This is a genomic window from Apilactobacillus xinyiensis (assembly GCF_019656235.1).
In the GTDB taxonomy this organism is placed as follows: domain Bacteria; phylum Bacillota; class Bacilli; order Lactobacillales; family Lactobacillaceae; genus Apilactobacillus; species Apilactobacillus xinyiensis.
In genome coordinates this window covers 59513-72490 of sequence record NZ_BPLL01000001.1, presented here as the reverse complement: position 1 = coordinate 72490, position 12978 = coordinate 59513, and the positions used below count along the sequence as shown (strand labels likewise).

At 29.5% G+C, this 12978-nt stretch carries 11 protein-coding genes and 1 other annotated feature; of the genes, 9 read left to right on the top strand and 2 right to left on the bottom strand.

What is annotated here, in order from left to right:
- Positions 1 to 64: 64 nt before the first annotated feature.
- Positions 65 to 346, bottom strand: a complete 282-nt coding sequence (locus K5Q11_RS00375; protein ID WP_220750823.1) for an acylphosphatase — start codon at positions 344 to 346, stop codon at positions 65 to 67.
- An 80-nt stretch (positions 347 to 426) separates the two neighbouring features.
- Between K5Q11_RS00375 and K5Q11_RS00370 the strand changes: the two genes are divergently transcribed.
- The 8 genes from K5Q11_RS00370 to greA all read left to right on the top strand — a co-directional run bounded on the left by K5Q11_RS00370 (position 427) and on the right by greA (position 8199).
- Complete coding sequence (locus K5Q11_RS00370; protein WP_220750822.1) at positions 427 to 1203, top strand: TrmH family RNA methyltransferase; 777 nt, start codon at positions 427 to 429, stop codon at positions 1201 to 1203.
- 84 nt (positions 1204 to 1287) lie between these two features.
- On the top strand, positions 1288 to 1776 hold the full coding sequence (locus K5Q11_RS00365) for an HD domain-containing protein (protein ID WP_220728050.1): 489 nt from the start codon (positions 1288 to 1290) through the stop codon (positions 1774 to 1776).
- 8 nt (positions 1777 to 1784) lie between these two features.
- Complete coding sequence (locus tag K5Q11_RS00360) at positions 1785 to 2105, top strand: winged helix-turn-helix transcriptional regulator (RefSeq protein WP_251067886.1); 321 nt, start codon at positions 1785 to 1787, stop codon at positions 2103 to 2105.
- A 41-nt stretch (positions 2106 to 2146) separates the two neighbouring features.
- Positions 2147 to 2355: a binding site (T-box leader), on the top strand.
- A 41-nt stretch (positions 2356 to 2396) separates the two neighbouring features.
- A complete protein-coding gene (gene pheS, locus K5Q11_RS00355; RefSeq protein WP_220750821.1) occupies positions 2397 to 3437 on the top strand; it encodes a phenylalanine--tRNA ligase subunit alpha in 1041 nt (346 codons plus the stop codon).
- Between the two features lie 16 nt (positions 3438 to 3453).
- Positions 3454 to 5868: a phenylalanine--tRNA ligase subunit beta gene (gene pheT / locus K5Q11_RS00350; protein ID WP_220750820.1), complete on the top strand. Its 2415-nt coding sequence runs from the start codon at positions 3454 to 3456 to the stop codon at positions 5866 to 5868.
- A gap of 21 nt (positions 5869 to 5889) precedes the next feature.
- A complete protein-coding gene (gene mltG / locus K5Q11_RS00345; RefSeq protein ID WP_248702203.1) occupies positions 5890 to 6966 on the top strand; it encodes an endolytic transglycosylase MltG in 1077 nt (358 codons plus the stop codon).
- Between the two features lie 56 nt (positions 6967 to 7022).
- On the top strand, positions 7023 to 7697 hold the full coding sequence (gene udk, locus K5Q11_RS00340) for a uridine kinase (protein WP_220728046.1): 675 nt from the start codon (positions 7023 to 7025) through the stop codon (positions 7695 to 7697).
- A gap of 25 nt (positions 7698 to 7722) precedes the next feature.
- Positions 7723 to 8199 carry a transcription elongation factor GreA gene (gene greA, locus K5Q11_RS00335; protein ID WP_220728045.1) on the top strand — a complete coding sequence of 159 codons (477 nt, stop codon included), beginning with the start codon at positions 7723 to 7725 and terminating at the stop codon, positions 8197 to 8199.
- Positions 8200 to 8221: 22 nt separating this feature from the next.
- Here the strand turns inward: greA and K5Q11_RS00330 are convergent, their stop codons facing one another.
- Positions 8222 to 10828 carry a YfhO family protein gene (locus tag K5Q11_RS00330; protein WP_220750818.1) on the bottom strand — a complete coding sequence of 869 codons (2607 nt, stop codon included), beginning with the start codon at positions 10826 to 10828 and terminating at the stop codon, positions 8222 to 8224.
- A gap of 106 nt (positions 10829 to 10934) precedes the next feature.
- Here K5Q11_RS00330 and K5Q11_RS00325 point away from each other — a divergent pair, with 106 nt between their 5' ends.
- Positions 10935 to 12974: a peptidoglycan D,D-transpeptidase FtsI family protein gene (locus K5Q11_RS00325; protein ID WP_220750817.1), complete on the top strand. Its 2040-nt coding sequence runs from the start codon at positions 10935 to 10937 to the stop codon at positions 12972 to 12974.
- Positions 12975 to 12978 lie beyond the last annotated feature (4 nt).

The window sequence follows — 12978 nt, the reverse complement described above, 5'->3', positions numbered from 1 at the left end:
ACCCTTCCTAAAATAATATACCTTATAATAATAACAGAAAAAAGCTACATTTTTTAGTTGGCTTTTAAATCTTAATTTTAAAATCAGAATAATTATGATTTTTTTCATTACTATTAATTAATAATTTAGTTACCTTGCAAAAAGGCGTAGGGTTATTTTTTATTAGTTTTAATAATTGCTGGATTTTCTTATCATTACCTTGAGCAGTTATTTTTACGCTTCCATCGTTTAAATTTTGAACATTTCCAGTTATTCCTAAGCTATTTGCAATGTTTTGAATAGCTGCTCTAAAACCAACTCCTTGAACTTTGCCTTGAGCAATTATTGTTATACATTCTTTAGACATTTATTTTCCTCCTAAAAATTAAATAAATTGTGATAGAATATGGAATATGAAATCATTCATATAGGGAGAATAAACACGGTATGGAAAAGATTGTGTCACCTAAAAACGATCGCATCAAAAACTGGTCTAAGTTGAAGACTAAAAAATATAGAGATAAGATGAACCTTTATATTCTAGAAAATTGGCATTTAATTAAAGAAGCGATAAATTACGATCAAGCTGTAGAAACGCTTTTATTCACTGAAAATCAATATAAACTTCACCATAATGAGATTCAAAATATTGAGGCATATGAAGTAATCATTATTTCAGAAGAAATCGCTCTTAAATTGGGATCTACTAAGACGCCTCAAGGAGCATTTGCCATTGTAAAATTACCGCATACTAATAGCATCATAGATAATGAAATTATTAATGGTAAATGGCTATTACTGGATAATGTACAAGATCCAGGAAATATTGGTACTATGATTAGAACTGCTGATGCTGCTGGCATGAATGGGGTTGTTTTTGGAGATGGGACTTCAGACATATTTAATTCTAAAGTATTAAGATCAATGCAGGGTAGTAATTTCCATATTAAAATTATTAAGTATGACCTTAATAGTTGGGTGGATACTTGTAATAATTTAAGTATACCGGTTTATGGTAGTGAATTAAATCCACAGGCTGTTGATTATAATAGTATCAAGTCCAGTGATTGTTTTTCTTTAATAATGGGGAATGAAGGTAATGGAATGCAAAAGTCACTATTGGCTAAAACCACCAATAACTTATATATTCATATTAAAGGGAACGCCGAATCATTAAATGTAGCAGTAGCTGCTGGAATATTAATGTTTAGTTTATGTAAGTAATATTACTTGCATCTTGTATTCTTTTGTTTATTATATAAAACACAAAATGTTACATTTGATTTTTAGAAAGGGAAACCTCTTTTTATGAAAAAAGAAAATTGGCAGTTAGACACAAAATATTTAGCATTAGTAGATGATATTCTATCTAATGAACAATTTAAAAAATTGGATAATTATATTCAACATCATAATTCTACTAGAATGATGCACTGTATAAGTGTTTCATATGCTAGTTATCAGATAGCTGAAAAGTTGCATCTTGATGTTAAATCTATAGCTAGAGCAGGATTATTACACGATTTATTTTATTACGATTGGCGTGAAACTAAATTTAACTTAGGTTCCCATGCTTTTATGCATCCTAGAATAGCTGTTAGAAATGCAGAAAAAATAACTAGTTTAAATGAAAAAGAAAAAGATATTATCTTGAAACATATGTGGGGTTTTACTTTAGCTCGACCAAAATATGCGGAAAGTTATATTGTTTCTTTTGTGGACGATTATGAAGCTGTGAGTGAATATTGTAAATCTTTAATGAAAAAACCTTTAGTGAAAAAGATATTAAGGAGGTAGTTTATCCATTGACATCTGAAGATTGTAAAGTATGTCCAAAGTTCGAACAAACTTTTTCTATTCTTGGTAAAAAATGGAATGGACTAATTGTTGAATCTTTATTAAATAATAGTCCTCAGCGTTTCAAAACTTTGTCTCAAGCAGTTGAAAAATGCAGTGATCGAATGCTAGCAGAGCGTTTAAAAGAGTTGGAAAGTAAAAGTATTGTTAAACGAAAAGCTTTTGATAATTCTAATCTAATTGAGTATTCTTTAACTAAAAAAGGTGAAGATTTAAAACCAATAATGAATGAAGTGCATAATTGGTCTGATAAATGGTGTCATAAGTAAGAATACTCTTGACCATTTATTAAAAATATTTTATTATCAAATTAAGAGTTTTGACGAAAAATTAGTAAGCTATTCATTACAGAAAATTCACATTTAGATGAGAGTGGATACAATATAGCTGAATTCATTTTCCGAGCTAATGTTGGGAGCTTTTGCGAAAAACATTTCGGTCGTTCACCGTTACAGAACTTTAAGTTGTATACAATACTATGTATAAACTAGGGTGGTACCGCGATGCTTCGTCCCTTTTTGGGGCGGAGCTTTTTTTGTTGAATTTAAGGAGGAAATAAAATGTCTTTACAAGATGAACTACAATCGGTCCTTGAAAAAGGTCTAGAAAAAATTAATAATTCTACTGATCTTAAAGAAATCACTAACGATATTAAAGTTAATTTGTTAGGTAAAAAGGGTGCAATAACTAAAGTTTTAAGAGGAATTAAGGATCTTCCTAATGAAGAAAAACCTTTAGTTGGTCAATATGCTAATAAAGTAAGGGATGAAATTCAAACTGCACTTTCTAAAAAACAAAAAGTTTTAGAAAATGAAGCTTTAAATGCTAAATTGAGTGCTGAAAAAATAGATGTTACTTTACCAGGCTCTGCAACTAAAATAGGTCATCCACATGTTATACAAGCTATCATTGACCAGATTTGTGATATGTTTATGGGAATGGGATATGAAGTTTTGAGTGGCCCTGAAGTTGAAGAAGATAAATATAATTTTGAAATGATGAACTTACCTAAAGACCATCCAGCTCGTGATATGCAAGATACTTTTTATATTACTAAAGAAATTTTGATGCGTACTCAAACTTCACCAATGCAAGCTAGAACCTTGGAAAAACACGATTTTTCTAAAGGACCATTAAAAATGATTTCTCCAGGAGTTGTTTATCGACGCGATACAGATGATCCTACTCATTCTCACCAATTCCATCAGGTTGAAGGAATTGTTATAGATAAAAATATTACAATGGGTGATTTAAAGGGAACTTTGGAATTTTTAACACATCAATTGTTTGGTGATAAATTTGACGTTAGATTAAGACCAAGTTATTTCCCATTTACTGAACCATCCGTAGAAGCTGATATTACTTGCTTTAAATGTAATGGTAAGGGTTGTGATGTATGTAAACATACCGGTTGGATTGAAGTACTAGGTGCTGGAATGGTTCATCCTAATGTTTTAGAAATGGCTGGAGTAGATTCTAAAGAATACGGTGGATTTGCTTTTGGTTTAGGACCTGATCGTTTTGCAATGCTTAAATATGGTGTTGATGATATCCGTGATTTTTATTTGAATGATGTAAGATTCTTATCACAATTTAACTAATAAGGAGAGATATTAAATGCAAGTTTCTTATAAATGGCTAAAAGAATATATTGATTTAGATGTTTCAGCTGATGAATTAGCTGAAAAAATTGAACGTTCCTCAGTTGAGGTAGATTCAGTAGTTAAACCCAGTGCTGGCTTAAAGAAAATTGTGGTTGGTCAAATATTGTCATTAGAAGATCATCCAGACTCAGATCATTTGCACATTTGCCAAATAGATGTTGGTGAAGATGAGCCATTACAAATTGTTTGTGGTGCACCTAATGTAGCTGTTAATAAAAAAGTAATTGTTGCATTACCAGGATCTAGAATCGCTGATAATGTAAAAATTAAAAAATCTAAAATGCGTGGAGTGCCTTCATTTGGAATGCTTTGTGCACTGGATGAAATCGGTTTTCCAAAAGATGTTGTTCCTAAAGAATGGGCTGATGGAATTTACTTTTTACCAGATGATGCCAAATTAGGTGATGATGTTTACGATTATATTGGTATGAATGATGAACTAATAGACTTAGATGTAACCCCTAATCGTGGTGATATGTTGAGTATGTATGGTACTTTACGTGATTTGTCGGCTATCTATAATAAACCTGTAGATTTAACTTACAACAAATTAAACAATTATTCTGATACATCATCTGAAAAGCAATTTTCTAATGCTGCTAATATCGATGCAGTTAAAAGCTATAAAAACAGAGTTATTAATAATGTAACTGTAAAGCCTAGTCCTTTATGGTTACAAATTAGACTTTGGAATGCTGGAATTAAACCAATTAACAATGTTGTAGATATTACTAACTATATTATGATTAAATTGGGTCAGCCAATGCATGCTTATGATTTGGATAAAATTAATGGTAATAACATTACTGTTAGAAATGCTAAATCTGACGAAAAAATAATAACTTTAGATGAAGATGAAGTATCTTTAAATGATACAGATTTAGTCATTGCTGATGACAAACAACCTATTGCAATGGCTGGAGTTATAGGTGGATTAAACACTTCTATTACCAGTGAAACTAAGAATGTTGTTTTAGAATGTGCAGTTTTTGATCCTATAAAAGTTCGTAAAATGGCCCGTAAACATGTTATTCATACCGAAGCATCTCAAAGATTTGAAAGAGGCGTAGACGTTAATAACTTGGATAATGTTCTAGAAGAAGCTAGTTTTATGATTAATGACTTAGCTAATGGGGATGTTTGCGAAGATATCTTAACAGCGGTAGATCATCGCGAAAAAAATACCAATGTAAATATTTCATTAGAAAGAATTAACCATGTTTTGGGAACTAACCTTGAACTAAAACAAGTTATTGATATTTTTGAAAGATTAGGCTTTGGAGTTAAAGCAAATGGCAATGAATTAGATGTAGATGTACCAACTCGTAGAGGTGATATTCATATAGACTCTGATTTAATTGAAGAAGTTGCACGTATTTATGGATACGATAACTTACCAAGTACTTTACCAAGTGGTAAAACTACTATTGGAATGTTAAGCCCTAAGCAACAATTAATTAGAAATAGTAGAAATGAATTACAAGCATTAGGTTTAACCCATGCCATTTCATATTCACTAACAACTCCTCAAAAAGCTAACATGTTTTTGATGCAAGATACTTATGAAACTGATTTAAGTTTTCCAATGAGTACTGACCATTCAGTTTTAAGAATGAACTTAGTAACTGGATTGTTGGACGATGTAGCTTATAATCAAGCACGTAACGTTAAAGATGTTGCATTGTATGAACAAGGTAGAGTTTTTTATAAAGATAGCGCAGATCAAGTTCGTCCTAATGAAGTTGAACATATAGCAGCAGCTATTTCTGGTACTTTAGATAATAAGAGATGGAATAATGCTCCTAAAAATGTTGATTTTTATGACGTTAAGGGTATTTTAGACAGCTATTTAAAGAGCCTTCAACTAAATGGATCGATTGAATATGTAGCAACCGATAGATATCCTGAAATGCATCCGGGTAGAACTGCAGATGTTTTAGTACATGGACATTATGTTGGTTTTATTGGACAGGTTCATCCAAGAACTGCTAAAAAATTTCATATTAAAGAAACATATGTATTTGATTTGAATTTAGAAACACTTATTGATTTACCTAAGCAAGAACAACAATATGACTTAGTTTCTAAATATCCTTCCATTTCAAGAGATATTGCTATGTTAGTAGATGAAAACGTTACTAACCAACAAATTATGAATGTTATTGTTAAACGTGGTGGAGCTTATCTAACTGACGTTAATTTATTTGATGTTTATAATGGTAAGAATGTTCCTGACGGTAAAAAATCAATGGCATATAGTTTGACATATCAAAATAAAAAAGATACTTTAACTGATGATGAAGTAAATAAAGCTTTCGATAAAGTAGAACGAAATCTAGTTAAAGAATTTGATGCAGAAATTAGATAGAATTGGATGGAGGAAGTTACTTTGAATACTGATTCAAATCATTCCCAAAAGAACAACAATATTGGTAGAAAAATATTTTTATCAATAGTTGGAATTCTACTCGTTTTAGGATTGTGTATTTTTTTAGTTTTTCATAATTATCTTAAGACTTCTTTGAAACCTCTTAATTCTAGTGATAAATCTTTTAAACAAATAAAGATTCCAATGGGTGCTTCAGATAAAAAAATTGGTTCTATTTTGCAGGACAATGGGATTGTCAAAAGTGGAATGGTTTTTGACTACTATGTAAACTCACATAATTTATCTAAGTTTGGAGCAGGATATTATCGTTTATCTCCGTCAATGAGTTTAAAAAAAATAGCCGATAGTTTGCAAAAAGGTGGTTCTGCACAACCGTTAGAAGGTAGTTATGGTCGAGTGCTAGTTCGTGAAGGGGCTTCTGTTGATCAAATTGCTTTAGCAGTTGACAAGGGTAGCAAATACTCTGCTAAAGATTTTATAAATCTTATGAAAGACAAAAATTTTATAGATTATTTAGTTAAAAAATATCCTAAATTGCTTAAATCTGTTAATAGAAGCAAAGATGTAAAATACCCATTAGAAGGTTTCTTATATCCAGCTACTTACAATGCTTCTGATAACATTTCACTTAAAAGTATTGTTGAACAAATGGTTTCTAAAACTAATTATGAATTAAATCCTTATTACAAAAAAATAAGTGAGAATAAACTAACGGTTAGAAAAGTTTTAACAATTGCGTCTATAATCGAAAAAGAAGACTTTTCATATAGTGATAAGCGTAAAATTGCGGGTGTGTTGTTTAATAAGATTAAAATGAATATGCCTCTAAGAGCTAGTACTTCTATTTTTTATATTTTAAACAAGAATCATCTAAAATTAACTAATAAAGATTTAAAAGTTAAATCTCCTTATAATTTATATAAGCACACAGGTTTTGGACCCGGTCCTTTTAATAATCCAAGTATTGCATCTATTAAAGCGACAATAAATCCAGACTATCAAGATAAAATGTACTTATATTATGTTGCGAATTCTAGTAATGGCAAGGTATACTATTATGAAGAATTAAATAATTAATTATTGAAAAAATTATTATTATAAGATAAAGTTACTACAGAGAGGGTAAATTAGTTATGTTGAATAAGAATAAGCGTCCGGTAGTTATTGGAGTTACAGGTGGTTCTGGTAGTGGGAAAACTACGGTTAGTAGAGCTATTTTTAATCAATTGTTGGGTCATTCATTGATGATTTTACAACAAGATTCTTACTACAAAGACCAATCAAATAAAACCATGGAAGAAAGAGCTGAAACTAACTACGATCATCCATTGGCTTTTGATTCTGATTTATTATTAGATCATTTAAATAAATTACTTAACTATGAATCTATTGAAAAACCAGTATACGATTACAAAAAATTAAATCGTAGTAAAGAAACTGTTCTTCAAGAACCTAGGGATGTCATTATTGTTGAAGGAATTTTGATTCTTGATGACCAAAGATTACGTGATTTAATGGACATTAAAGTTTTCGTAGATACTGATGATGACATTAGAATTTTAAGAAGAATTCAACGTGACACAAAAGAACGAGGTAAAACTCTAGATTCTGTTATTCAACAATATTTAGAAACAGTTAGACCTATGTATCATCAATTTATTGAACCAACTAAACGTTATGCTGACATAATCGTTCCTGAAGGTGGAAAAAATCAAGTTGCTATTGATTTATTAACTACTAAGATTCAATCCATTTTACTAAAACATGGTAATAATCGTATTGCTAATAATATTGATACAACAATTTAATATAAAAATTTGAGGTGTTTTGTATATGGCTGATGAAAAAACATATCCAATGACAATGGATGGTAAAATTAAGCTAGAGCATGAACTAGAGGACTTACGTTTAAACCAACGTCCTAAAATAATTGAAAGAATTAAAATCGCTAGAAGTTATGGTGATTTATCAGAAAATTCTGAATATGAATCTGCTAAAAATGAACAAAGTATGTTAGAAAGTAGAATTGCTACAATTGAACATATGCTTCAATATGCAGAAGTTGTTGATAATGCAAATGTTGAAAGTGATGTAGTTAGTGTAGGTAAAAAGGTTACTTTTAAGGAATTACCTGATGAAGAACCTGAAGAATATCAAATTGTTGGTGCTGCTGAAGCAGATCCAATGTCTGGTAAAATTTCTAATGATTCACCAATTGCTAAGGGTCTTTTAGGTCACAAACTAAATGAAGAAGTAACTATTGAAATCCCTGCTGGTGATATGAAAGTTAAAATTATAGAAATAAAATAGATAAATAAAAAAGCGATTGAAATTATTTCAATCGCTTTTTTATTATACAATAGTAAATTAATGTTGCTAGTGAACTACCCATCGTAACCATAATGCCTATATAAATATTATGGTTTATATATTTAAGTTCAACATAATGATGTCCTTTATTGACAGTAGCTGCTATAAAATAATTATTCCATTTTTTGATTTTAGTTTTATGTCCATCAATGAATAAATTCCAATTTTTATCATATGGAATAGTTGTAAATAAGTTCTTATTTTCTGCATTGTTTATTTTAGCTTTAATAATATTGTTTTTAATATTTAAATCATATGCTTCGTATTTTTTGATGTTTTGAACTTTGCGTTTAAAATTATTGATGTTGATACTATATATACTAAAATCTTGTAAGAATAAATTATTAGAGTTTTTTAAGTTTATATCTATATATCCATTCTTTTGTTTTGGCATACTTACAATTAAATTATTTTGTAAATAATTAGGCAAAACAACATTTTGATTATTTATACTAACTGAACAATTTTTTTGATTCATATTTTGACTAAAGTTTAGGTAGTTAACCGAATTATTGGGTAAGGTATAATATATTCTTATTTTAGCTGGTTTTAAAAGATTCTTCTTATTTAAAATAGCATTACTAATATTACTATTTGATTGTATATTATCGAATTTTACATCTTGAAAATTAAGTTTTTTGAATATATTTGTATTTTTCCCAGTGACCATATTAAACATTTTATTTTGATATAAAATTGGGTTACTATTTGAATTATTTTCAATGACATGATTTGCTTTAGTGCTAAATATTAAAGATAATGCATACGGATTATAAAGATTTTGTAATTTATATGAGTATTCTTTATTATAAATATTTATGTCATATCTTCTACCTATTTTTTGCGCCATATTTAAATTATTATATGGATCATCAATTACATATCGATATCCTAAAATTTCATCACTAACGATGGTTCCATTTGAATATTCTATTGATCCAGAAGTATTGGGCATTCCCATATTATTAGCAAAAGCTTGTGTTTCTGGAGATAGCATAGAATTGAATGTTGATCCGCCATAGTAATTTAATTCAAGGGGGTCATCTTTAGTTCTAAAAAATGTTTTAGCTATACGATAAAATCCGGAATTATATTTTTTTAACTCATTTATATTTTCATTTACATAATTATTATATTTAATGTAGTCTGTATTTGATACATATGAGATTGAATTTAAGGAGTTAAAAACGTTTATTGACATATCTGAAATGGCAATTAGTATGAATAAAAATTTAAATATTTTTTTATCTTTTTGAAATTTAACAAATAATATTAATGTTATTCCAACTAGTAATAGTGAAGTAGTATACTTATTAAGTGATAAATATTTGAAATTATTAATGTTTAATCCGACATAAATCAATGCTACTAATATAATTAATGCGGTTTTTATAAATAATTTAATTGAAAATTTATTTGAAATATTGGACCAATTGATTAATGATGTATATATCATCCAAAAACAAAATATGAATGAAAATCTGTATGGGTACCAAATAGGAAATTGCATAGCATGCCATAACAAGTCTAATGGTTCAAAGCACATTGATATAATTAAAAATAAAGTTAACAGGGCATTAAGAATGCGATTTTTTAGCTTTATTTTGTTATTGAAAAAATATGATATGAACAATATGCAAACAATGCATCCAACAAAAACATTAGGTGTACCGCTAGGCATTTGACTAAAATCAAAAGCACCATTGAAAAATTTGCCAATCATATTTAGTGGGAAGTACTCAAAATGCCATTTAACATCATTTACGGTATGACTGCCTTTGCTATTTGCTAGTTCTGCAATTGTAGGTATTAATGTCCATGCAGCTATAGCTACAGCTGTAATAGAACTTATTATAAAATTTTTGATTGTTTTAAATTTATTTTTTACATTTATATCTTTAGGCTCCAATATAATCTTATATCCAAAGTACAATGCAGAAAAAATGCATAGCATATAAGCTATATAATAATTAATCATTATCATTATTGAAAGTGAAATAATGTATGTTTTACAGCTTTTATGTTCAATAATTTTATTTATTCCTAATACTATTAAAGGTAGAAAAATCATCCCATCTAGCCACATTATATTTAACTGATTGGCAATTATCCAACCGTTAAGAGCGTAAATCGATGAAAATATAGGAATATATATTTTGCTAATGGTAATTTCATTATCTTTATTTATTAAATATGCAAAACTAGCTCCTGAAAGACCATACTTTAATATTGTAATTATAAAAATAGCGAGATTTAAATTTTGCGATTTAAACAATAACAATATAAGGTTTAGAGGGCTCATTAAATAATAAGTCCAGGTTCCCAGCATTGAGTTACCATATCCGTTTGAGAATGAGTACATCATTTGCTGCCAGTTGCCAAATTCATTTTGATAATATTTAAAAAAGTCGACATATTGTTGCCCTAAATCTACAGTTAACAAACTGCTGTTTCCAAATGGAAACATATTGCGGTATGCAAAGTAAGATGTCATAATTAATATTGGTATTAAAAAACTTAAAAAAATCGATGTTAATTTTCTTAAGTTTTTTTGCGAAAATTTAAACACAATTTCACCTCATAAAATGTTTTTGTATGCTATATTTATTGTACAATTTGATGTCTAATACATACAATATAAATATTAATACAAGATACTAAGGAGACTCATTGAATTGAATAATTTTTTAAAAAAAGTTTTTAATAGTGATGGTGGTAGTAATAAATCACGAATCCCTTTTAGATTAAACTTTATATTTATAATAGTTGGAATTTTGTTTGCCGTGTTGGTTGCACAGCTAGCTGTTTTACAAATAATCAATGGAAATAAATATAAAGCTGAAGTCAATCGTTCAGATAATGCCACTAAATTAGGTAATGTTCAAAGAGGGATGATTTACGATTCAGCTGGTAGAGTTTTGGTTGGAAATAAGTCACACCAAGCTATCCAATATACTAAGGCCTTAAATGTTACTAGTTCTGAATTATATAATATTGCAAATAATTTGAGTAAGTATATAAGTCTAGACGATATTGCTTTAACAGCTGGACAAAAAGCTGAGTATTATCTAGCAAATCCAGTGAATTTAAAAGCAGTATCCAGTAAGTTAACTTTTGCTAAAAATGCTACTCCAGATGATCAATATCAAAAAGAACTAGAGTATGTTAAAAACGATAAAGATATTAAGTTTAATAAGCGTGAGAAGAATGCAGCAGCTATTTTTCAAAAAATGAGTGGTGCTTATCAATTATCTACCACTTACATTAAAAGTACAGGTGTTACTAGTAGAGAATTAGCAGAAGTAGGTGAGCATTTATCTGAAATGCCAGGAGTTCAAGTTGGTGATAGCTGGACTAGGGATTATCCTAATGGATCATCTATTCAAAGTATTATAGGAACGGTATCTTCTGAAAAAGCTGGTTTACCATCTGATAAAATTAATTCACTACTTGCACAAGGTTATTCAAGAAACGATAGTGTTGGTCAAAGTTATTTAGAAGCTAAATATGAACCAGTATTACGAGGATCTAAATCTCAAACACAAGTAAAAATCAGTAGTGAAAACTCATCTATGACTAATATGATTAAAAAGTATGGTGGACAAAAGGGTGACAACTTACAGTTAACTATTAATAGTCAATTCCAAAAGAAATTGCAAGAATTAGTTGCAAATGCTGATCGCGGAACTGGTTATTCAACAGGAGCTTATGCTGTAGTTATGAATCCTAATACTGGGGCTGTTATTGGTTTAGCCGGGGTTGACCGAAATCCTTCAACTGGTAAAGAAACACCTAATGCATTAGGAACTATCAATAGCGGAATTGTTATGGGGTCTGTAGTAAAGGGAGCGACTGTTTCAGGAGCCTTGATGGATAAAGTTATTACACCTACTAATTCAGTATTAGTAGATAAACCAATTTTTGGCAAATCATCATGGTTTAATCATGGTGGATCTAATAATGTAGCTGTTGATGCTTCAACTGCCTTAGAAATATCATCTAACTCTTACATGATGCAATTAGCAATGAAAGAGGGAGGATATAAACCAGGTGGTCCACTAACTAGTATGAGTCCCTCAATATTTGGTACTTTACGAGGCTACTTCAATCAGTTTGGTTTAGGTGTAAAAACAGGAATTGATTTACCTGGTGAAACAACTGGTTTTAAAGGCCCAAGTGGAATTAATAATTTAGGTAAAGCGCTAGATATGTCTTTTGGTAACTACGATTCTTACACTATGATGCAAGTAGCTCAATATATGTCAACCATTGCAAATGGTGGTTATCGCATACAACCACATATAGTTCAAAATATTAGAGGAACTAACAAAGATGGCAAAATGGGTCCGGTAAAATATTCCGTTACACCTAATGTTTTAAACAAAATTGATATTAAACCTTCAGAGTTAGCAGTTGTTAAAAAAGGATTATACAATGTTGTTCATGGAACTAATCAATTTAGAACAGGGATGCAATTGAATGAAATTAAACCAGAAATTTCTGCTAAAACTGGTACTGCACAATCTTTCTATAATGGAAAAGAAACTGTAAACTTGACGTTAGCTTCATATGCACCTTCTAATAATCCTCAAGTAGTAGTTGCGGTTGCAATTCCAAACTTACCAGTAGACTCTGAAAGTAATAATATTGTTTTAGCTAAACAAATTTATCAAGCTTACTGGAAGTATGTTCAATCTAGTGAAGATTTTAAATGATAAA